The organism is Dokdonella sp. (genome assembly GCF_049593775.1).
Taxonomy (GTDB): Bacteria; Pseudomonadota; Gammaproteobacteria; order Xanthomonadales; family Rhodanobacteraceae; genus Dokdonella.
In genome coordinates this window covers 1-22,056 of the sequence record NZ_JBAWHJ010000016.1, presented here as the reverse complement: position 1 = coordinate 22,056, position 22,056 = coordinate 1, and the positions used below count along the sequence as shown (strand labels likewise).

Annotated in this window: 15 protein-coding genes and 1 pseudogene; 6 read left to right on the top strand and 10 right to left on the bottom strand. The window is 61.0% G+C overall.

Translation table 11 applies throughout. The annotated features are described in order from the left end of the window. The 10 genes from WBP53_RS00485 to ykgO all read right to left on the bottom strand — a co-directional run. Nucleotides 1-349: FG-GAP repeat domain-containing protein (locus WBP53_RS00485; RefSeq protein ID WP_423924841.1), on the bottom strand; the 349-nt coding region annotated here is incomplete at its 3' end. A gap of 195 nt (nt 350-544) precedes the next feature. Further along, nucleotides 545-1,204 (bottom strand): response regulator, encoded by a 660-nt coding sequence (locus WBP53_RS00480; RefSeq protein ID WP_423924839.1) that lies wholly within the window; start codon nt 1,202-1,204, stop codon nt 545-547. A 94-nt stretch (nt 1,205-1,298) separates the two neighbouring features. Beyond that, nucleotides 1,299-2,708 (bottom strand): FAD-dependent oxidoreductase, encoded by a 1,410-nt coding sequence (locus WBP53_RS00475; RefSeq protein ID WP_423924837.1) that lies wholly within the window; start codon nt 2,706-2,708, stop codon nt 1,299-1,301. After that, nucleotides 2,705-7,168: a glutamate synthase large subunit gene (gene gltB / locus WBP53_RS00470; RefSeq protein ID WP_423924835.1), complete on the bottom strand. Its 4,464-nt coding sequence runs from the start codon at nt 7,166-7,168 to the stop codon at nt 2,705-2,707. Before gltB ends, WBP53_RS00475 begins: the two co-directional genes overlap by 4 nt. Before the next feature lie 208 nt (nt 7,169-7,376). Then, nucleotides 7,377-10,061 carry a DUF349 domain-containing protein gene (locus WBP53_RS00465; RefSeq protein ID WP_423924833.1) on the bottom strand — a complete coding sequence of 895 codons (2,685 nt, stop codon included), beginning with the start codon at nt 10,059-10,061 and terminating at the stop codon, nt 7,377-7,379. Between the two features lie 34 nt (nt 10,062-10,095). Then, nucleotides 10,096-11,334 carry a TraB/GumN family protein gene (locus tag WBP53_RS00460; RefSeq protein ID WP_423924831.1) on the bottom strand — a complete coding sequence of 413 codons (1,239 nt, stop codon included), beginning with the start codon at nt 11,332-11,334 and terminating at the stop codon, nt 10,096-10,098. 6 nt (nt 11,335-11,340) lie between these two features. Continuing rightward, nucleotides 11,341-12,228 (bottom strand): carbon-nitrogen hydrolase, encoded by an 888-nt coding sequence (locus WBP53_RS00455; RefSeq protein WP_423924829.1) that lies wholly within the window; start codon nt 12,226-12,228, stop codon nt 11,341-11,343. A gap of 450 nt (nt 12,229-12,678) precedes the next feature. After that, on the bottom strand, nt 12,679-13,716 hold the full coding sequence (locus tag WBP53_RS00450) for an agmatine deiminase family protein (protein WP_423924827.1): 1,038 nt from the start codon (nt 13,714-13,716) through the stop codon (nt 12,679-12,681). 12 nt (nt 13,717-13,728) lie between these two features. Further along, nucleotides 13,729-14,028, bottom strand: coding sequence for a hypothetical protein (locus WBP53_RS00445; RefSeq protein ID WP_423924825.1), 300 nt, complete (start codon nt 14,026-14,028; stop codon nt 13,729-13,731). 331 nt (nt 14,029-14,359) lie between these two features. Next, entirely contained in the window at nt 14,360-14,485 is a 126-nt protein-coding gene (ykgO, locus tag WBP53_RS00440) for a type B 50S ribosomal protein L36 (protein WP_092410730.1), read from the bottom strand. A 149-nt stretch (nt 14,486-14,634) separates the two neighbouring features. Between ykgO and WBP53_RS00435 the strand changes: the two genes are divergently transcribed. The 6 genes and pseudogenes from WBP53_RS00435 to WBP53_RS00410 form a co-directional block, all read left to right on the top strand. Next, a complete protein-coding gene (locus WBP53_RS00435) occupies nt 14,635-16,194 on the top strand; it encodes a protein adenylyltransferase SelO (RefSeq protein ID WP_423924822.1) in 1,560 nt (519 codons plus the stop codon). Nucleotides 16,195-16,278: 84 nt separating this feature from the next. Continuing rightward, complete coding sequence (locus tag WBP53_RS00430; protein WP_423924820.1) at nt 16,279-16,869, top strand: hypothetical protein; 591 nt, start codon at nt 16,279-16,281, stop codon at nt 16,867-16,869. 148 nt (nt 16,870-17,017) lie between these two features. Then, nucleotides 17,018-18,652, top strand: a complete 1,635-nt coding sequence (locus WBP53_RS00425) for a TldD/PmbA family protein (RefSeq protein ID WP_423924818.1) — start codon at nt 17,018-17,020, stop codon at nt 18,650-18,652. Nucleotides 18,653-18,811: 159 nt separating this feature from the next. Beyond that, nucleotides 18,812-20,446 carry a TldD/PmbA family protein gene (locus WBP53_RS00420; RefSeq protein WP_423924816.1) on the top strand — a complete coding sequence of 545 codons (1,635 nt, stop codon included), beginning with the start codon at nt 18,812-18,814 and terminating at the stop codon, nt 20,444-20,446. A gap of 18 nt (nt 20,447-20,464) precedes the next feature. After that, nucleotides 20,465-21,799: a TldD/PmbA family protein gene (locus tag WBP53_RS00415; protein ID WP_423924814.1), complete on the top strand. Its 1,335-nt coding sequence runs from the start codon at nt 20,465-20,467 to the stop codon at nt 21,797-21,799. Nucleotides 21,800-21,857: 58 nt separating this feature from the next. Then, nucleotides 21,858-22,056: pseudogene (locus tag WBP53_RS00410) on the top strand (DUF4159 domain-containing protein); the annotation flags it as partial.

Here is a 22,056-nt window from a genome sequence, read left to right as displayed (position 1 = left end):
TGGGACCAAAGCAGGTAACGAAGATGTCCGGCAAGTCATCACCGTTGTAATCGCCAACCGCAGCCGCACTCGAAAGGTGGACAGTATTGATGCCCCAGTCTGCAGCGCGATCGGTGAAGGTCCCGTTGCTGTTGTTGATGAAAAGCTTGTCGGCACCATTGCGGCCAGTCGGGTAGAAGATGTCTTGCCAGCCATCCCTGTTGAAGTCTGCAACGACACCACCGCCGAGAATCGGATTGACCAGGCCAATGGTTGTAAAGGTATTGCCGAGGCCGGCAGCCGTGGTCTGATCGGTGAAACTGGACACCTGGGCGAACGCCGGGGAAAGTCCCGACAAACAAGCCAGCATGATCCACGTGGTTCCTGTGCAATTGCTCCTCACCATATTTCCCCCAAGGTGATGCCGTTCCATGCCAGGGCGATCGAAGAGCGATGCGTCGTGCACGCGTCGAATGCATTCCCCTTTGGCTCAAAGTCTAGCTCTAGTGCGAAAGCACAGGCAACCGAATGCGGATTGCGCGAATCTTTGCGCATGGCTGCGCGATCATTCGTCCACCGTTCGTGACGGATCGGCCACTTCAAGCGAGCGCAGCAGCACACTGGCCTGGGTTCGATTGCGTACTTCCAGGCGCTCGAACACCGCACTCATGTGGGCTTTCACCGTGCGCTCCTGGATATCGAGACGATCTGCAATCTGCTTGTTGAGCAGACCTTCGGCGACAAGAATCAGGACCCTCAGTTGTTGCGGACTCAGTGACGCCAGACGCCTGGCCAGTTGGCGATCCTGTTCTGCCTCAGTGTCCAATATCCGGCCTTGCGGCAGTGGCAAGGGTTCCTCGCAAGCGATGATGGTGCGCAGCATGTCCTGGATAGCGGCAATGCTGCTGCGTTTGGGAATGAAGCCCGCGGCACCATAGGTCAATGCCCGGCGTACCACCTGTGGATCATCGTTTGCCGAAATCATCACGACCGCAATCGCCGGATATTCGGTGCGCAGTGCGACCAGGCCCATCAAGCCATGGTTGCCGGGCATGTGCAGGTCGAGAAGCACGATATCGATGTCGCGGTGGGTAACCAGTTCCGCACGTGCCGTGTCGAGGCTGTCGGCTTCGAACACTTCCACATCGCCTGCAAGATTTCCGACTGCCTGAACCAGAGCCAGGCGGAAAAGCGGATGATCGTCGACAATCAGGATCTGTGTCATGGGCAGAGGGTAACCCGTTCCTTGTTCAACGGGATCCGGAATCTGTTCCGGATGCCGGGTAGGCGCGCATTGTCAGGGGGTGGGCTGGATCGCATCATGCGACCACGTTCAATTGACTCAGTATGGAGCGCGCAGCCTCGCGACCGTCGAGTACGGCACGCACGACCAGGTCCGCGCCTCGAACATTGTCGCCACCCGCGAACACCTTGGGGTGGCCGGTTTGCAACGGCAGGCGCGTGTCACCTCCCACTCTCAGGCGCCCATTGTCGTCGGGTTCGATGCCGAAGCGGGCGCACCAGTCGGGTGGGCTGGCGAGGAATCCGAATGAAAGAATGACGATATCGGCTGGAATCGTCTGGCTGCTGCTCTCCACGATTTCGCAACGCGCGCGCCCATCGCCATCTTGCACAAGTCGTGTTTCCGCAATCTCGACACCGTCGACAACATCGCCGCCAACGATGGCTAGAGGCTGGGCAAGAAATCGGAAGATGACCCCTTCCTCGCGTGCGTTCTTCACTTCCTTGCGTGAGCCTGGCATGTTCGCTTCGTCGCGCCGGTAGACGCATGTGACCCGCTCGGCACCAAGCCGTACCGAGGTGCGCACGCAATCCATCGCGGTATCGCCGCCACCCAGCACGACGACGCGCTTGCCGCCGAGGTCGGGCAGGACATCGGCGGCGGTTGCCGTGCCCATCTGTTGGCGGGCATTGGCAATCAGGAAAGGCAGGGCGACGACGACGCCGGCACGTTGCTGGCCCGGCAGACGCGCATCGACTGCCGTATAGGCACCCGTTGCCATGAATACCGCGTCGTAGTCGTCGACGAGTTTTTCGAATGCAACATCCCGGCCTATTTCCGTGCCGACGTGAAATTTCACGCCCTGGTCTTCGAGCACCCGACGCCGCGTGCGCACGATGTCCTTTTCAAGCTTGAAGGCAGGAATGCCGAAGGTGAGCAGGCCGCCAATTTCTTCATGGCGATCGAAGACGTCGGCTTGTACTCCCGCGCGTGCGAGCCGATCAGCTGCCGACAGACCTGCCGGTCCAGCTCCGATGATCGCGACGCGCTTGTCGGTCGTCGCCGTGGCCTCGGGTGGACGCCAGCCGCGCTTGATCGCCTCGTCGGTGACCGAGCGCTCGATCGCGCCGATGGTGACCGCGCCGAAATCTTCCTCCAGCGTACAAATGCCCTCGCAAAGGCGATCCTGCGGACAAACCCGGCCACAAATCTCGGGCAGCGGATTGGTCTCATGCATGAGAGTTGCAGCATCTTCGATGCGATCTTCCTTGACCAGCTTGAGCCACTGAGGAATCCGGTTGCCCAGAGGACAGCCCCAGGAGCAATACGGGTTGCCGCAATCGATGCAACGCGAGGCCTGGTCTGCCGCTTCGCCGCCGACGAAATCGGCGTTGATCTCATGGAAGTCGGCCACGCGGATCGGTATCGAGATTTCAGCCGGCAAGGCGCGAGCCAGTCGGAGGAATGGAAACGTGCGCTCACTCATGCCGCTTCCCTCAGCTCGCTGTTCAGGGCTGCGAGGCTGGCGGCCTTCGGCTTGACCAGCCATACCTTGTGCAGCACATCGCGAAAGTCGCTGAACAACTGTTGCGCCCAGGCACTGCCGGTGGCCTGGATATGCGCCTGCATCAACGCTCGCAGATGCTGCAGGTGATTCTCCATGCCTTCGAGTGAGATGCGGTTGATGTCGACGAGTTCGTGGTTGTAGCGATCAAAGAAGTTGCGCTCAAGATCAAGCACGTAGGCGAAGCCGCCTGTCATGCCGGCGCCGAAGTTCAGGCCGCTGCGACCGAGCACGACGACCGTGCCTCCGGTCATGTACTCGCAGCCGTGGTCGCCGACGCCTTCAACCACGGCAACCGCTCCGGAGTTGCGTACAGCGAAGCGTTCACCGGCGCGACCGGATGCGTAGAGCTCTCCGCCGGTGGCACCGTACAGGCAGGTGTTGCCGATGATGCTGGCCTCCTGCGTTGCGTACTGCACGCCATCAACTGGACGCACGACAATTCGCCCGCCGGCCATGCCCTTGCCGACACCGTCGTTTGCTTCGCCGTTGAGAACGAGGTTCAGGCCGCCGACATTCCAGGCACCGAAACTCTGCCCGGCCGCGCCATCGAAGTTCAGCGTGATCGGAGCATCCGCCATGCCCTGGTTACCCCATGCCCGGGCGATCTCGCCGGACAAACGACCGCCGATGGCGCGATCGACATTACTGATGGGAAAGTGGAAGTTGCCGCCCTGCTTGCTGGTTACCGCATCGCGTGTATCGCGCACGGTGGCAAGGGCAAGATCGGTCGGTCCAGGCGCGAGCGCACCGGCCGCACAGAAATCCCTGATTGCTTCATTCGTTTCGGCATTGCGCAACAAGCGCGAAAGGTCCAGTTTGCCTTGCTTTTCCGTGATGCCCGGCAAGGTGCGCAGGAGGTCGGTGCGCCCAACCAGTTCATGTAGTGAACGCAGGCCCAGGTCAGCCAGGATTCCGCGAACGTCGTCGGCGATGAACTGGAAGAAATGCTGGACCATCTCGGGTGCGCCGACGAAGTGCTGGCGCCGCAGGATCTCGTTCTGGGTGGCCACGCCGGTCGCACACGAATTGAGATGACAGATGCGCAGGTACTTGCAGCCCAGCGCGACCATGGGGCCCGTGCCGAATCCGAACGAATCAGCGCCCAGGATCGCGGCCTTGATGACGTCGAGTCCGGTCTTCAGACCGCCATCGGTCTGCACGATCACGCGGTCACGCAGGCCGTTCATGACCAGGGTCTGGTGCGTTTCGGCAAGGCCGAGCTCCCAGGGCGTGCCGGCATAGCGGATCGAGGTGATCGGACTCGCGCCGGTGCCGCCGTCGTGACCGGAAATCGTCACCAGATCGGCCCCTGCCTTGACCACGCCAGCCGCGATGGTACCCACGCCGGCATGCGAGACGAGCTTCACCGAAACGAGTGCCGTCGGATTGACCTCGCGCAGGTCGTGGATCAGTTCGGTCAGGTCTTCAATGGAGTAGATGTCGTGATGCGGCGGGGGCGATATCAGGCCGATGCCAGGTTTTGCATAGCGCAGGCGCGCGATCAACTGATTGACCTTGTCGCCCGGCAACTGCCCGCCTTCGCCTGGCTTGGCGCCCTGGGCGATCTTGATCTGCAGGACCTCGGCACTGGCGAGGTAGGCAGCGGTCACTCCGAATCGGCCAGAGGCAACTTGCTTGATCTTCGAGCTGCGTTCGGTGCCGTAGCGAGCCGGGTCTTCCCCGCCTTCGCCGGAATTCGAGCGCGCGCCAAGGCGGTTCATGCCGATCGCAAGCGCTTCGTGTGCTTCCGGCGACAGGGCGCCGAGCGACATTCCCGCCGAGTCGAATCGCTTGAGTACGCTTTCACGCGCTTCAACCAGTTCAAGCGCAACGGGCGTGCAATCATCGCGCAACTCAAGCAGATCGCGCAGGGTTGAAGGCGGTCGGGAATTGACCGCGTCGGCGTATTTCCGATAGTGGCGCATTTCGCCACTGCGCACGGCGGTCTGCAGGTGTCCCACTACCGGCGGGTTGTACATGTGGTACTCGCCGTCCGGGATCGCCTTGAGCAATCCGCCGGCCGGAAGGGTGTAGTTGGGATTGCGAGATCGTGCGAGCTGGGCGCGATACTCGTTCTCGATGTCGACAAAGCCGGCACCGCTGATTCGCGAAGGCGTGCCGGGGAAGCACATGTCGACGACTTCACTGTCCAGGCCGATGATCTCGAACAATTGCGCGCCGCGGTAACCGGCAATCGTGGAGATTCCCATCTTTGAGAGAATCTTGAGCAGGCCCTTGCGGATGCCGTGCCGATAGGTGCGCCCGATTTCGTGCACGGTTTCATTTTCTCCACCCTTGATCTCACCGCGCTGGTTCATGTCGAACAATGTCTGATAGGAGAGGAACGGATAGACGGCCGTCGCACCGAATCCGATCAGGCAGGCGAAGTGATGGGAGTCACGCGCGGTTCCGGTCTCCACGATCACGTTGCAATCGCATCGCAGTTGCTTGCGATTGAGATGGGCGTGGATGGCGCCGGTGGCGAGCAGGGCATGGATCTGGGTCAGTCCAGGCTGCGGGTAACGATCGGACAGCAGGACCATCGCAGCGCCGTCGCGCACGGCATCTTCGGCCTGTGTGCAGATGGCCTCAAGCGCGCGCCTGAGACCGATCGTCTCGTCATAGTAGAGGTCAATGCGCACCTGGCGATCAACCAGATGTGGCAGGGCCAGCAGTTGTCGCAGCTTGCGTTGCGAAAGTACGGGAGAGCTCAACAAGACCTGGCGTGCGCTGTCGGCGGACAGGTCGAACAAGTTGCCTTCCAGCCCGATCTGCGAAACCAGGGACATGACAAGGCGTTCGCGCAACGGATCAATCGGCGGGTTGGTGACTTGCGCAAAGCCCTGGCGGAAGTAGTCGTACAGCGAGCGTGACTGTTGGGACATCACCGCGATTGGCGTGTCATCACCCATCGATCCGGTTGACTCCGCGCCGGTTTCGGCCAGGGTCTTGAGTACGATGTCACGCTCTTCGCAAGTCAGCGCGAACTGCTTCTGGAAGCGCGCCAGCATGTCCGGCGGCATCGGCTCTGCAGCGAGTGCCGGATCGATCAGATGCGATTCCAGATAGACAACGCCATCGCGCAGCCATTGGCGGAATGGTGCGCGCTGGGCATTGATGCGATCAATTGCAGCGCTGTCGAGCAATGAGTGTTCGACCAGATCGACAGCGACGATCTGGCCAGGGCCGAGCCGGCCCTTGGCCAGAATGCTTTTTTCGGGCACATCCCAAAGTCCGGCTTCCGAGGCAACGATGAGGTGGCCATCTTCGCTGCGCGCCCAGCGGGCAGGACGCAAGCCATTGCGATCGAGTGCACATACGGCATGGCGTGCATCGCACATGACCAGACCGGCAGGTCCGTCCCAGGGCTCGGTGTGCAGGCCGTAGTACTGATAGAAGGCTTCGAGATCCTGGTCGAGGTTTTCGTTCGCGCTCCAGGTCGGTGGCACCAGAATGCGTGTCGTTGCCAACAGGTCGATGCCGCCTTCGACCAGCAGTTCGAACATGTTGTCGAGGCTTTGCGAGTCCGAGCCGCTACTGCTGACATGATCGCCGATGTCGGACAGATCGAGCAGGGGTGAGTGCAGCTTGGGCTGGCGTGCCAATGCCCAGTTGCGATTTGCACGAATCGTGTTGATCTCGCCGTTGTGGGCGAGCATGCGAAACGGCTGGGCCAGGCGCCAGTTTGGCAAGGTGTTCGTGGAGAAGCGTTGATGGAACGTGACCGCGCTGCTTACCAGTTCTGTCCGTTGCAGATCCGGGAATACCGCGCGAAGTTGCCCCGGTGCAGCCATTGCCTTGTAGCCGATGGTGGCCGCTGAAAGGCTGACCACGTAGAAGGCGTTGTCATCGGAGAGCGCCAGTTCGGCGCGACGGCGCGCTCGAAACAGGGCGCGATCGAATACGGCCTCGTCGAGTTCCGGCGGAGCGTTGACGAAAATCTGGCGAATCAGAGGCCGGCTGGCCAGGCCCAGGGGTCCGCACGGGGTATCGTTGACCGGAATGTCGCGCCATCCTGCCGGGATGACGCCTTCCTCCCGCAATGTCTGTTCGAGTCGTGCCTGGGCTCTCTCCGATTTTTCGGAATCGTGATCCAGGAAGACAAGGCCAGCTGCAAAAAGCGGTGTCAGTTCAATGGATGATTCAGCGGCCAGTGTTCGCAGCCATGCGTCGGCACGATAGATCAGGACGCCACATCCGTCACCGGTTACGCCATCCGCGTTGACGCCGCCGCGATGGGACATTTTCGCCAATGCAGCGAATGCCTGGTCCACCAGCCATGCGCTGGCCTTGCCCTCGATGCTCGCGATCAGTCCGAAGCCACAACTGTCGTGTTCGTAGGCGGGGTCGTAGAGTCCAGTCGAGTGCGACGGTTTCATCAAAGCGTCCTGCGCGAGGAAAGAGCGCGCCATTCCTTGGCGAATGTGCTCGGTAGGGCTGCAGGGTTTCCATGACGCAGCGTCGCCGATCACGGATCGGCGTGCATCCAATCAACCACAAATGCTGCTATGCGTCAAACTGTTTGGACGTCCAAATGGTTCCAATGGAAACCAATAGGCCGGCGTTGCCCTGATTCCGGGCGCTGGATCAGTCCAGCGTTTCCAGTGATGCCAGCAGGGCATGCTTGAAGCGTGATTCCAGAACGCTGTCCTCGTCGCTGATCGGGCCGAGGCTCGACCAGGTGGCGATCAGATCACGCAGCGCATTGCCGGGTGCTGGTGCCTGTACGCCGCGCATGCGTGCCGAGAGTTTTTCGACCTGAAGGTCCATGCGTCGCTGGCGATCTTCGCTAGGGGGTTCGATTCCCGCGAGTTGCTCGATCTCAAGTACGCAGTCGCGCAGGGCGTCGACATCGCTATCGGATACCTCATCACCGGCCACTACGGGTTCAATGCGGCTATCCAGCTCCACTGCGGCCAGAGTCAACGGTGCCAGGGCCGAACGCGACGATTCGAATACGGAAGATTCAATCTCGCCGCGTTCAAGGTTTCGGCACAGGGAATAGTGGGCCAGCCAGATATCGAACTCCGCACGCCTTTGTTGGCGTGCGTGGCGCGCTCCGATGCGCGCCAGGGAGTCACGCGCCGACTCGAACCTTTGCCGCAATGCGGCATCGCGGATGCCGAGTGCCCGCCAGTCATTCTCGATGCGCTGCACGTCGCTGCGTTCGGGTATCGAGCCTGCAGCTGCCAGGGCTTCCAGTTCGGCACAAAGCGCGGCTGCCGACTCCAGTACCTGTTTCTCCTCTGCGGCGCGCGCATCTCGCTCGCTGTCGGCACGGGCGAAAACGGCATCCAGCGCGGCGCGGAATTGCTTCCATTGGGCCTGGTCGCGCGACCGTCGCCCATTGCCTGACTTCTGCCAGACTTTTTGCAGGTCACGCGCCTGCGACATCGCCGTGCGCAAATCGGACACTTCCGACAAGGCAACGGCGCGTGCGATCAGGTCCGTCTTTGCGGTCTCGACCAGTGCATGCTGCGCGTCGACGCGTCCGTCGATGGCCGTGAGTACGGCCTTGAGTTCCGCGGCGAGGTTCTTGCGTTCGCGCGGACCGACACGGTCCAGACTGCGCAGGGCATCGGCAGCCTGCTTGCGAAGGTCAGCCAGTGCGCGCGAGTCGATTTCTTCCGCGGCAACTGCAGCCCTCACTTCCGCTATCAGCGCCGCAGTTTCCCCGGTTCCCTGCTTGCGCAGCTCGTCACGTTTCTCGAAGTACGGCTTTGCCGGTTCGATTGCCTTCTGGCAGAGCGCACGGAATCGGCGGGCGATACCGTCTGCGGCTCGGGCAGGACGTGCTTCGATCTGATCCATGTGTGCCCATTCCGCCTGGATTTCCCGCACGCGCGTTGCCAGCGCGTCCGGATGCAGGCCGGTTTCAGGCAGCACTTCCAGTTCTTCGCACAATTGCTGACGCCGCTCGTTGTCGCTCCAGCGTTGCCACTCGGCGATCTTGGCGTATTCACTCTCGATATCGGCGAGGCTGTCGCGCAAGGCCGCGGGTACAACCTTCATCTGGCGACGCAGTCGACTCACCTTGGCATGACACTGGTGGGCCTCGGCACTCTTGCCGGCCTGGATGGCTTCAGATGTGGCAACGATTGCCGCATGCAAAGCCTCGGTGGCTTCCTTTTGTCTCGATGCCTGTTCGGCGCGCGTTGCTGCCAGATGTTCGGATCTCGCAGCGTTTGCCGCTTCCTGGTCCAGTCGGGCTTCTGCCTGGGCTATTGCCATGGCTTCCGACTCGATTGTCTCCGGCATCGATTGAAGCGCAGCCAGCCGGGCACCGAGTCGGGTAAATCGCACGGACACCGCTGCGCTTGCTTCATCGTTGTCGTTTGCATAGGCGGAATGCAGTTCGGCCAGCGTTCCAAATCGCTGTTGCAGCGCCTCGCAATCAGTTCGTGCGGATGCGCTGCCCAGACCCTGCTCGATTGCGGCCAGTTCCGATTCGATGTGCTGGCGATCGAGAGCGCGTTGCCGCAGTTTCGCGATCTGGTCGGGGTCGCGACTCAGGTCGTAGAGTTCACGTGCATTTTCGTAGCGGGTGACGAGCTGCGGCGTGGCCTTGTCGGCGATTCGCTGCCAGGTCGCTGCTATCCGCGTTGCTTCGTCACTGCCATCGCCCTCACGCAGCACGCGTTCCATCTGTTCGCAGAGCTGGCGCGCGCGCGCTTCGATCGTGGCGGGGTCGCCGCGCTCGACGCGCAAGGTCTCAAGGCGCTCGTTGGCAAGACGGCTGATGGTCTTGTCGGTCTTGCGCGTACGTTCGACGATGCGTGCGAGTTGGGCTTCCTCGCCAACGCGCTCGAGTGCGGCCAGACGAACGGCAGCATCCGGATCGGCGGTCACCCTGTCGAGTATCAGTGCGGCCTTGTCGACGCGCTGCAACGCCGCCAGACGCAAGTCTGCTTCAGGTGCGGTTGTGGCGATCTGTTCGATCAGGCGCTGATCATCCTGCGCGCGCAGCAGACGTATCCGGTCCACGAGTGAGGGTGCGGCTGCATGTGTTCCGGCGAGCAGTTCGATCCACAGATTTCGTGCAGTCTTGCGCACGCCTTCATCGCGATCATCCGTCGCCATGGCCTGGGCAAGGCCAGGATCAGCCAGTCGCTTCAGGGCAGCAATGCGAACGCCGGGATCGGTGTCTTCGCGAACCAGTCTTGGAAGGGAATCGATCAGTTCCGGATGCTTGTCCGTGGCCACGGCATCGCGCCGTACGGACTCATCTTTGGACTGCCAGCGCGGCTTGGAGAAAAATCGGGCAAGACTCATGGAGTTGTTCGCAAGGTGGTGTGGAGCACGGGGCTCAGAGCAGGGATTTGATGATGCGGAAACCAGCCACCCAGGTGCCAAACATCATGCCCAGGTTGGTGAAGATGAAGACGAGTAGCGTGCGTGATATGCGGTTCTTCCACCAACCGGTCCAGTGGATGACATCGTCGCGCAAGCTGTCGAAATCGGCCACGCGAGGGCGATGGATCCACACCTCGACACCTGCGCTCGCCGCGCCTACCGGGACGCCAGGGCGAAACGGTTTCAATGGCGCAACGATGAATCCGGCCAGCGCACTGAGTGGATGTCCTCCGGCGGCAAACGTCCCGATGGCTGCTCCGATTCCGGTGCACAGAATCCACATCCACAAAGCGTCCGTACCGGATTCGGCACCCTGGTAGAACAACACCGCAATGGCTACCGCGATGATCGCGAAAACTGCGAACCCAATGCGCTTTGGCCAGGGCGATCCGGGCGGCAGTTCGGCCAGGCTTGTCTGCATCGGGCCGGGCGCTTCGGTCTGCGTTTCTATGGCCTTTTCAATTCCGGCCAGGTGGCCTGCACCGATCACCGCCAGCACCCGGCGCACCGGATTTCCGGCACTCGATGCCTGTTCGGATTCCTCGCGCAAGCGCGCGGTCATGTAGCGGTCGCGCTCCGAGATCAGGGCTTCGAACAGTGGTGGCGATTCCTCGGCGAACTCGCTGAACATGCTTCCCAGCATGTCGCCTTCCTTGAGCTTCTCTATTTCGCTTTCGTCAACATCCTCGCGCGTCACCAGGCTGGTTGCGAGGCCGCCCATGATGCCGAGGCGATCGACGAAACCCACACTTCGGATGGCGCGTTTGAGGGTGATTCCGACTTCGCGATCGATCAGCCAGACCGGCAAGTCACGCGCTTCGGCACCATCGATGGCGGCCTTCATTTCCGCACCGGGTTCGATGCCGAACTGTTCAGCCAGTCGTCGCTGGAAAGCCGAAAGGGCGAGGTTGGCGGCTACGAGCCCGGCCTTGCCCTGGCGGATGATCTGGAACAGGTCCAGATTGCGGAAGGATTCCGGATCACGCATCGACTTGTAGCGTGGCTCGCACAGCTCGACGGCCACGGCATCGAACGACTCGCGCTCGAGGATTTCGCGAACGGCCTCGACACTGGCGCGTGAGACGTGGGCGGTGCCGAGCAACACGTATTCGACGCCATCGCGATGGACGCGCGCAATCGGCTGTGCTGCGAGGATCTCGCTGGAGGATAGGTCAGGTTCGGGCTGGGTCATCAGGGATCAGTCGCGATATCGCTTGAGCAGGTCGGAATAGGCTTCAATGCGTCGGTCGCGCAGGAAAGGCCAGATGCGGCGTACGGATTCGCTGCGGGCTAGGTCGATCTCGGCAATCAGCAGTTCGGGCCGGTTGATCGACGCCTGCGCGAGGAATTCACCCTGCGGCCCGGCGACAAAGCTCGATCCCCAGAAATCGATGCCGCGGCCGCCATCGGGCGAGGCTTCGAAACCGGTGCGGTTGACCGCAAGCACGGGAATGCCGTTCGCCACGGCATGACTGCGCTGGACGATTGTCCAGGCATCGCGTTGGCGGTCTTTTTCGTCCTGGGTGTCGTCAGGATCCCAGCCAATCGCAGTGGGATACAGCAGCACTTCGGCGCCAGCCAGGGCCATCAGGCGTGCGCCTTCCGGGTACCACTGGTCCCAGCACACCAGCACGCCGAGTTTGCCTACCGATGTCTGGATCGGTTCGAAACCCAAGTCGCCCGGCGTGAAGTAGAATTTTTCGTAGAAGGCAGGATCGTCCGGAATGTGCATCTTTCGATACACGCCCGCGATCGCTCGCGACCGATCGAAGACCACGGCCGTGTTGTGATACAGCCCGGCAGCACGCCGCTCGAACAACGAGCAGACGACGACCAGCTTGAGTTCTTCCGCCAGTGCGCCGATGCGCTCGGTCGACGGACCGGGAATCGATTCGGCACGGTCGAACTCTTCGACACTCTCGTGCTGGCAGAAATACGGGCCGTTGTGCAATTCCTGCAACAGGACGAGTTCGACGCCATCGGCTGCTGACCGTCGCAGTCCGGCTTCAATGGCGTCTAGGTTGGCTTCCGTACTGCCGTGGTCGACTTCCTGGAGCAGGGCGACCTTGAGGGATTTCTGGCTCATTCGATTCAAAAACGGGCAAAGGCGGAATGGTAACGCGGATTGTGTGGTTCGAGGCCGAATGCCGCTACTTTTCGTCATCCTCGCGAACGCGGGAAGCGCGTCACAATAGCCGAATGGCTGGTCATCCAGCTTTTCTGTGGCGTTGCGACCGGGTCAGTGCCACAGGATGAGTTGCCAGTCTCGTTGTTGTGAAGCGATGACCACGCATGCGGCTGTCAAGCAACGATTCCGGCCTGCGCGGGAATGACGAGTTTGGGGCAGTGCCATTCAGCTCGAGTCTCGGTTCCACGGGGACATGACGTGGCAGGCTGTTGAAATTCGCCCAGGCGACTGCGAGACAAGGCGAAACGGGCCGAATAAGCACAGTTTGCATGCAGAAAATGAGCATTTTGAGGCACGTCTTGCCGACGTATCGTGCCGACTGAGTAGAATTTCAACGGCCTGCCAGGACTATCGCGCAAGCAACCCCGCCGGCAGCTGCATTGTCACGCAATGCAGGCTGCCGTTCTGCCAGATCAGCGGTCGGCAGGGGATCTGCACGATCTCGCGCCCCGGGTGGGCGAGTCCGATGATGCGTGCAGCTTCGTCATCGGCGTTGTCGGCATAGGCGGGTACGAGCACGGCGCCATTGACGATCAGATAATTCGCATAGGACGCGGCCAGGCGTCGGCCCTCATCGAGGACGGGCTGTGGCCAGGGCAGGGCATGCAGGGTGTAGGGCTTTCCATCCGGGGTGCGCAGGGCGGCCAGCTCGTCACGCATCATGCCCAGCTCGGCATGGTGTCCGTCGTCCGGGTCGTCGCAGGCCTGGAAGACGATAGCGTCATCAGGCGCAAGCCGCGCCAGCGTATCGATATGGGCGTCGGTGTCGTCACCCTCAAGATAGCCGTGATCAAGCCAGAGCACGCGCTGCGCCGCGAGGGTATCGATCAGTACAGCGTCGATTTGTTCGCGGGTCTGGTCTGGATGGCGCAGGTGCAGGCACTTCCAGGTCGTCAGGATGGTTCCGGCGCCGTCAGATTCGATCGCGCCACCCTCAAGCGCCCAGTCGATGTGGCGGTGGGTAGAGTTCGCGAACACGTTCCGTGCGATCAGTTCGCTGACGATTTGGTCATCGAGTCGGGCGTCAAACTTGCCACCCCAGCCGGTGAAGCGGAAATCATTCAGCGTGAACGCGGATCCGAGCTTGAGCGATATCGGCCCGGAGTCGCGTAGCCAGGTGTCGTCGTAAGGGACGAGAAGGAAGCGGACCCTTGCAGGATCGACCGAATGCTCGGCGAGAAGCCCCTCCGCCCGCTGGCGAACGGCCTCATCGCCAACCAGGACAATGGCTGGCTGGAATCGGGTGATGCCGGAGATCAGCGAGACGTAGGTCGACTCGACCGACTCAAGTCGGTCTGCCCAATCGGTGCCCGCGTGCGGCCAGGCCACAAGGATTGCGTCCTGCGGCTCCCATTCAGCGGGCAGGCGCCATCTGGGGTTGGTCATGGCGAGGCTGTATCAGGCGCCGTCGCGGACGCTATGGATCACGACGTTCTTCTCGAAGTAGACCGTGAAGCCGTTGTATTGCCAGCGATTGATCACCGGATGCAGGGCGGTGTCGCCACCGGCCGGTGCGAGTTTGGCCTCCGGCGCGCCGAAGCGCTTCTCGACCTGACTCATGTTGAGGCCACGCTGGGGAACGTTGGTGGCGCGCACATTGGTCTGGCCCAGGGTGACGGTGTCCGCATGGACCATCGGAGCGGCCATGAACAGGCCTGATGCAAGCAACGCATTTGCGAGAACAAACTTCAAGTTCATCACCGAACCTCCTGATATCAATAGATGATTTTGCTATGGGTGCTGTTGTAGCAGAAGCGTGGCGCCAGTTCCATGCCGGGCAGCACATTGTAGATTGGGTGATGGTCGACTTGCCTGGTCCCGGTCGCGCTCCATTCAGCACGATCCACCACTCCCAGCCTTCGTCTGGATGACGGCGATGGAGAGCGGGTCTCCCCGTTGGGCTCATCAGGCGGTCTGAGGTCAGGCAAGAGCCGACGGGGCGCCAGCGACTCAAGCCCGCGTCACCCAGGCCCGGAAACGCAAAAGGCCGCTTGCGCGGCCTCTTGTGCTGGATCTGCAGACAGACCGCTTAGCGCTGACGCGCCTTGAAACGCGGGTTGCTCTTGCAGATCACGAAAACCTTGCCGCGGCGGCGCACGATCTTGCAATCGCGATGGCGGGACTTGGCGGATTTGAGCGAAGAAAGGACTTTCATGGGGAAACCTCGGGACGAACGGGCTTGAGCAAAGCGCGCAAGTATATCGGTGAATTCAGATTGTTGCAAAGCATTATCGGTACGCAAGACTCGGCTTGACTTGTTCATGGCCGGCCCCGAGCTTGGTTGGCATGCCAGACTCTTCGCCGATGACCCCATTTCAATTCGACAATGCCTTTGTTCGCGATCTTCCAGGAGACCCGGTCTCGGGTTCGGCGCTGCGCGAAGTGCGCGGTGCGGCATGGTCTCACGTTGGTCCGACCGCAGTTGTGGCTCCACGCCTGGTTGCGCACTCCATGGAAGCGGCGGAACTGCTGGATATCCCCGTCGATGAGGTGAGATCGCAGCAGTTTGCGGATATTTTCGGCGGAAATTCGCTGATGGACGGCATGCAGCCGTTCGCTGCGAACTACGGTGGACACCAGTTCGGACACTGGGCGGGCCAGTTGGGTGATGGTCGTGCAATCTCGCTGGGTGAGGTGATCAACACCCGGGACCAGCGCTGGGAGTTGCAGCTCAAGGGAGCGGGACCCACGCCGTATTCACGCAGTGCGGATGGCCGGGCCGTGATGCGTTCGTCGATCCGCGAGTTCCTCTGCAGCGAGGCCATGCATCATCTCGGCGTGCCGACCACGCGCGCTCTGAGTCTGGTGGCCACCGGTGAGAGTGTGGTTCGCGACATGTTCTATGACGGCAATCCGGCTGCCGAAGCGGGCGCCGTTGTCTGTCGGGTCGCGCCTTCATTCATCCGCTTTGGAACATTCGAGCTGCCCTCATCGCGCGGGGAGCTTGCACTACTGAACCAGCTGATCGATTTCACGATCCAGCGCGACTTCGCGCATCTCGAAGGCAAAGGCGAAACGCTGCGTGCCGACTGGTTTGCCGAAGTGTGCGAACGCACGGCGAGGATGATTGCGCACTGGATGCGGGTGGGGTTCGTCCACGGCGTGATGAACACCGACAACATGTCCATCCTCGGGTTGACCATCGACTACGGGCCATACGGATGGATCGACAACTTCGATCCCGACTGGACACCGAACACGACCGACCGGCAGAACCGCCGCTATCGATTCGGCCAGCAGGCAAACGTCGCCCACTGGAACCTGGCCAGCCTGGCGCAGGCACTTGCCCCGGCCTTCGGTTCGATCGAGCCGCTGCAGGATGGCCTCAAGCGCTATGCCGAAAGCTACAATCGGGCCGAGCGCTCGAATATCGCGGCCAAGCTGGGTCTGCTCGAATGCCGTGACGATGATGTGGCCATGATGCAGGACCTGTACGAGCTGATGACGGCTGCCGAAATCGACATGACGATTTTCTTCCGCAGCTTGTCGGATGCAGGGTCGACACCAATGGATCCCGACTCGTTTCGCAACGCGTTCTATGACGAGTCCAAGCGACAACAGAGTTCGCGGCATCTGCAGGAATGGCTGGGCCGCTACGCTCAGCGTCTTGGTGAGGATGCGCAGTCATCGGAACTGCGCCGCGAACGCATGCGCGCCATCAATCCGAAGTACGTCCTGCGCAACTGGCTGGCCCAGCAGGCGATCGACAAGGCAGCCAGTGGCGACGAATCGGAGATCCACGTCTTGCTCGATGTCATGCGGCGGCCGTACGAGGACCAGCCGGAACGTGAAGCGTATGCCTCGCGCCGCCCGGACTGGGCGCGCAACAAGGCGGGTTGTTCGATGCTTTCCTGCAGCTCCTGAGCGGACAGCCTGGCGGTCGTTCCGGCCTCTGTTCATTGAATGGGCACCATACTCGATCGTCTGAGCTATCAAGCTGGAGTTGACGTGATCCGAACCATAGTTCTTTGCGGGCTCGCCATGGCCGGGTTGTCTTCAGGCGCGGCATGCGCCGATGCGCAAGCCGATGTGCGCCAAGCATTCGAAAAGGTCCTTTCAGAAGGCGGATTCCGCGGTCACGTATCGGGCCAGATTTTCGGTCCTGGGACGCCGGCAGTTTCCGGCCAAATCGATGCGCTGTTCCCCGATCGCATCCACATGCAGGACCAGACTCTCGAATTCATCGTCACCACAGGTGGGGCATGGATCAGCGCACTGGGGTACTGGACGCCCGTCGATCGGTCGCTGTTGCCGGTCACTGCATTCGACATGGCTTCGATGCGCAGTGCCATCGCGTCGATCAGCAACGTGCGCGACGAAGGGAGAGCGAAGTCCGCGAGCTGCAGCAATTTGCGCGTCTATGCGTTCGAGGCATCTGGACAACTGCCGGGCACCACTGCAAACGGCAAGCTTCGGCTCTGGGTCTGTCAACGCGATGGCCGGCCCTCACGCATTCAGGCCAGTGACGCGTCCGGTCAGCAGATGATTATCGACTTTGACTGGTCACGTCGTCCTCGGGTCGAGGCGCCGGGCAACTGAGTGATCGCTCGCTGGCGATGGCGAATGTGGTTCGCAATGCCTTTCGGCAGATGACGAAATCAATCAATTCCGTCAGGATCGGAGACTTTCCTGAACTCTGCTGGCTTGGCGCGATGCCGGGCTTCGGAACCAACCGAGGGAGCCCGATATGGAGCGACGCGATTTTCTGAAGACCACCGGGGTGGGCCTTGGTGTGTTGCTCACGCCCGCCTGGGGTCGGGCCATTGCTGCTGAAGAACTGGTCCTCAAGCTGGATGTGGCCCTGAAGAAATCCCTGGCCGATGCCGCGATGTCGGCTGCCAGGGAGGGCGGGGCGAGCTATTGCGACGTGCGCATCGGACGTTACCTGCGCCAGTATCTGGTCACGCGCGAAGACCGTATAGAGAACGTGGTCAATTCGGAATCCACCGGAGTCGGTATCCGCGTCATCGCCAAGGGCACCTGGGGCTTCGCGGCGACCAGTGACCTGAGCGCCGATGGTGTGACACGCGCTGCACGTCAGGCCGTGCAGATCGCCCTGGCGAACTCCCGGCTGACTACCATTCCCGTGCAGCTGGCTTCGGTCAGCGGCGCCGGAGAAGTGTCCTGGACGACACCGATGGTGAAGAACGCGATGGAAATTCCGATCAAGGAAAAAGTCGAGCGCCTGCTTGAGGTCAATGCGGCCGCGCTCGCTGCGGGTGCCAGTTTCGTCAACTCGACCCTGTTCCAGGTCAACGAGCAGAAATATTTCGCTTCGACCGATGGCTCCTATATCGATCAGGATATCCATCGCATCTGGGCGCCGTTCACGGTCACGGCAGTGGACAAGGAAAGCGGGAAATTCCGTAGCCGCCAGGGGCTGGGTGCTCCAATGGGCATGGGCTACGAATATCTCGACGGCAAGCCATCGGACAAGGTGGAGTTGCCCTGCGGTGTCGTGGTCTACAAGGATTCCTACGACATGCTCGAGGACGCCGTGGCAGCGGCGAAACAGGCCAAAGAGAAGCTCAAGGCACCTTCAGTCAAGCCGGGCAAGTACGATCTCGTGCTCGATCCTAGCCACCTGCTGCTGACCATCCACGAAACCGTGGGCCACCCGCTGGAACTCGATCGCGTGCTGGGCTACGAGGCCAACTACGCCGGCACCAGCTTCGCGACGCTCGACAAGTGGCGCTCGAAGGATTTCCACTACGGCAGCGATCTGGTCACCCTGACCGCCGACAAGACGCAGAAACATTCGCTTGGTGCTGTGGCCTATGACGATGAAGGCGTGAAGACGCGCGCCTGGGATCTGGTCAAGGACGGTGTCCTCGTCAACTACCAGGCCATTCGCGATCAGGCTCACATCATCGGTGAAGAGGAGTCGCATGGCTGCTGCTATGCCGATTCATGGTCCAGCGTGCAATTCCAGCGCATGGCCAATGTGTCGCTGTCCGCCGGCAAGGGAGCGCTCAACCCGGCCGACATGGTCAAGGATGTCGAAAACGGCATCTATATTGTTGGCCGGGGTTCGTATTCGATCGACCAGCAGCGCTACAACGCCCAGTTCGGCGGTCAGCTGTTCTACGAGATCAAGGATGGCAAGGTCAACGGCATGATCGAGGATGTGGCCTATCAGATCCGTACGCCGGAATTCTGGAATGCCTGTTCGGCGATCTGTGACCAGGCCGACTATCGCATCGGCGGCACATTTTTCGATGGCAAGGGGCAGCCTGGGCAAGTCTCTGCCGTATCCCACGGTTCCAGCACCACGCGTTTTGATGGTGTCAATGTGATCAACACGGCGCGCAGCCTTGGCTGACAACCAGGCGGACCATGCCATTCGCCACATGACGTTCAGGGCGGCGGCGGCCATCCTTGATCGGTAAACACTTGCGTCGGGGAAGGATTTCCCCGCGCCAACCGCCGGCAGCTGACCGCTTTCAGCTTTTCCGATACCCGTTTCCTGCGGAGGAAGACGATGCAACGACGAGATTTTATCAAGGCGACCAGCCTTGGCCTTGGAGCCCTGATGATTCCGGCCTATGGGCGGGTGATTGCGGCTGAAGAACTGGTCAGCAAGCTCGATGTGGGGCTGAAGAAGCGCCTCGCCGACACGGCGTTGACTGCAGCGAAGAGCGACGGTGCGACCTACTGTGACGTTCGCATCGGGCGCTACCTGCGTCAGTTCGTGATCACGCGCGAAGACAAGGTCCAGAACGTCGTCAATACCGAATCGACCGGCATGGGTGTTCGTGTCATTGCCAATGGCACCTGGGGCTTCGCGGCAACCAACGATCTCAGCCCGGATTCCGTGGCCAGGGCCGCGCGCCAGGCGGTCCAGATCGCCAAGGCCAACTCGTCGCTGACCAGTTCAGCGGTCGAACTCGCGCCCACCAAGGGCGTCGGCGAGGTTTCGTGGTCGACTCCGATCAAGAAGAATTCTATGGAAGTGCCGATCAAGGAAAAAGTCGACCTCCTGTTGAGCGTCAATGCGGCTGCAATGAAGGCCGGTGCCGACTTCGTCAACTCGCTGTTGTTCCAGGTCAATGAGCAGAAGTATTTCGCATCGACCGATGGCTCGTATATCGATCAGGACGTGCATCGCATCTGGGCACCGTTCACCGTGAACGCCATCGACAAGGCGAGCGGCAAGTTCCGCAGCCGCGATGGTCTGTCATCTCCGATGGGCATGGGTTACGAATACATGGATGGCGCAGCCTCCGGCAAGATCCAGTTGCCCGGTGGTGTCGTTGCCTATTCCGATTCCTACGACATGGAAGAGGATGCCGTAGCCGCTGCCAAGCAGGCACGCGAGAAGCTCAAGGCCCGTTCGGTAAAACCCGGAAAATACGACCTTGTGCTTGATCCCACCCATTTGTGGCTGACCATCCACGAGTCGGTTGGCCATCCGCTGGAACTCGATCGCGTACTTGGCTACGAAGCCAATTTCGCCGGCACCAGTTTTGCCACGCTGGACAAGTGGAAGTCGAAAGACTTCAAGTACGGCAGCGACAAGGTCACCTTGTTCGCCGACAAGACCCAGAAGTATTCGCTCGGCGCCGTTGCCTACGACGACGAGGGCGTGAAGACGCGCAACTGGGATCTGGTCAAGGACGGCATCCTGGTCAACTACCAGGCGATTCGCGACCAGGCCCACATCATCAATGAAGAGGAGTCCCACGGTTGCTGCTACGCCGATTCCTGGTCCAGCGTGCAGTTCCAGCGCATGGCCAACGTGTCGCTGGCCGCTGGCGAGGGCAAGCTCAGCCCGGCCGAGATGGTCAAGGATGTCGAGAACGGCATCTACATCATTGGCGATGGTTCCTTCTCGATCGATCAGCAGCGCTACAACGCGCAGTTCGGTGGTCAGCTGTTCTATGAGATCAAGGACGGCAAGATCACCGACATGATCGAAGATGTTGCCTATCAGATCCGTACGCCGGAATTCTGGAACGCCTGTTCGGCCATCTGCGACGAAAGCGATTTCCGCATGGGCGGATCTTTCTTCGACGGCAAGGGCCAGCCGAGCCAGTCTTCGGCAGTTTCGCACGGGTCGAGCACGGCACGCTTCGACGGTATCAACGTCATCAACACCGCACGCAGCCTCGGCTGAGGACAGGAGACTTAATCGATGAGCATCTATTCCGAAAAGGACGCCAAGGCGATCCTCGACAAGGTCATCAAGCTGTCGAAAGCCGATGAATGCACGGCCAGCCTGAACGGCCAGATTGACGGCAATATCCGCTACGCGATCAACGCCGTATCGACCAGCGGCATCGTCAGCGATGCCGAGCTGGTTGTGCAGGTGGCATTCGGCAAGCGGGTGGGTACCGCGACCATCAACGAGTTCGACGACGCCTCGCTGGAAAAGGTGGTCCGGCGTGCCGAGGAACTGGCCAAGCTGGCTCCCGAGAACCCCGAGTTCGTTCCGGCAATCGGCAAGCAGACCTACAAGCCGACGAAGACCTGGTTCGAGAAGACCGCGACGATCAAGCCGGAGTACCGGGCCGAAGTCGCTGCCGACTCCATTGACCCCTGCAAGAAAGCCAAATTGATCGCTGCCGGATTTTTCTCCGACAGCAATCGCTTCTCTGCCATCGCCAACAGCAATGGCAACTTCGGCTACCAGACCAGCACGAACGTGGATTTCACCTGCACCGTGCGCACCGAAGACGGCACCGGATCGGGTTGGGTCGCGCGCAACGTGGCCGACGTTTCGCAGTTCAACGCCGACGACGAGATCAAGATCGCGATCCAGAAGGCCCAGGATTCAAAAGATGCCAAGGCACTTGAGCCCGGCAAGTACACCGTAATCCTGGAGCCTGCCGCTTCATCTGGGCTGATCTCCTACATGATGTTCGGTTTCGACGCGCGTCAGGCAGATGAAGGGCGCAGCTTCCTTTCCAAGAAGGGTGGCGGCAACAAGGTTGGCGAGAAGCTTTACGACGAGCGTGTGACGATCTTTGCCGACCCGGCTGATGCCACTGCCGCCGTATTGCCCTGGGATGACGAGGGCATGGTCCGCGAACGCACGCCGATCATCACCAAGGGCAAGGTTGAGTTCCTGCAGTATTCGCGTTACTGGGCCAAGCTCAAGGACAAGAAGGCGGTTGGCCAGCCTGGAAACCTGATCATGGTCGGTGGCGACAAGTCGACCATGGACCTGGTCAAGTCGACCAAGAAGGGCATCCTCGTCACACGCACCTGGTACATCCGCATGGTCGATCCACAGACCGTGCTGCTGACCGGTCTCACGCGTGACGGAACCTTCTACGTCGAAAATGGCGAGATCAAGTATCCGATCAAGAACTTCCGCTTCAACGAATCGCCGATCATCATGCTCAACAACATCGAGGAAATCGGCAAGCCGGTTCGTGTCGGTGATGACGAGTCGCCGTTCGTGATGATGATTCCACCGCTCAAGATCCGTGATTTCACGTTTACGTCGTTGTCGGATGCCGTATAGCCGGGAGTGGGGAACCGGGAATGGTTAGGGCAGGGCGCTTCGTTGAAATTCGAGTGTCATGCCCGACGCCATTCTCCACCCGACAACTGAGCCCAGGATAATGACGCGCGCGGAGTTTCTCAGGTTGATGGCGGGTTGTGCGTTTGCGCCCTTGCTGCCGCGTGCGGTTCGGGCCGCGGATCCGGCTTACGATTTCGTGTTCACCCGGCTCATGTATGAGTCGGGTGATTGGGATGTCGACCAGCGCATGCCCTCGA

Coding starts and splice junctions, on each gene's coding strand:
- WBP53_RS00415 (WP_423924814.1), top strand. CDS start 20,465: ATGAGCATCTATTCCGAAAAGGACGCCAAGGCGATCCTCGACAAGGTC.
- ykgO (WP_092410730.1), bottom strand. CDS start 14,485: ATGAAAGTCCTTTCTTCGCTCAAATCCGCCAAGTCCCGCCATCGCGAT.
- WBP53_RS00445 (WP_423924825.1), bottom strand. CDS start 14,028: ATGAACTTGAAGTTTGTTCTCGCAAATGCGTTGCTTGCATCAGGCCTG.
- WBP53_RS00435 (WP_423924822.1), top strand. CDS start 14,635: ATGACCCCATTTCAATTCGACAATGCCTTTGTTCGCGATCTTCCAGGA.
- WBP53_RS00425 (WP_423924818.1), top strand. CDS start 17,018: ATGGAGCGACGCGATTTTCTGAAGACCACCGGGGTGGGCCTTGGTGTG.
- WBP53_RS00450 (WP_423924827.1), bottom strand. CDS start 13,716: ATGACCAACCCCAGATGGCGCCTGCCCGCTGAATGGGAGCCGCAGGAC.
- WBP53_RS00455 (WP_423924829.1), bottom strand. CDS start 12,228: ATGAGCCAGAAATCCCTCAAGGTCGCCCTGCTCCAGGAAGTCGACCAC.
- WBP53_RS00480 (WP_423924839.1), bottom strand. CDS start 1,204: ATGACACAGATCCTGATTGTCGACGATCATCCGCTTTTCCGCCTGGCT.
- WBP53_RS00420 (WP_423924816.1), top strand. CDS start 18,812: ATGCAACGACGAGATTTTATCAAGGCGACCAGCCTTGGCCTTGGAGCC.
- WBP53_RS00465 (WP_423924833.1), bottom strand. CDS start 10,061: ATGAGTCTTGCCCGATTTTTCTCCAAGCCGCGCTGGCAGTCCAAAGAT.
- WBP53_RS00475 (WP_423924837.1), bottom strand. CDS start 2,708: ATGAGTGAGCGCACGTTTCCATTCCTCCGACTGGCTCGCGCCTTGCCG.
- gltB (WP_423924835.1), bottom strand. CDS start 7,168: ATGAAACCGTCGCACTCGACTGGACTCTACGACCCCGCCTACGAACAC.
- WBP53_RS00460 (WP_423924831.1), bottom strand. CDS start 11,334: ATGACCCAGCCCGAACCTGACCTATCCTCCAGCGAGATCCTCGCAGCA.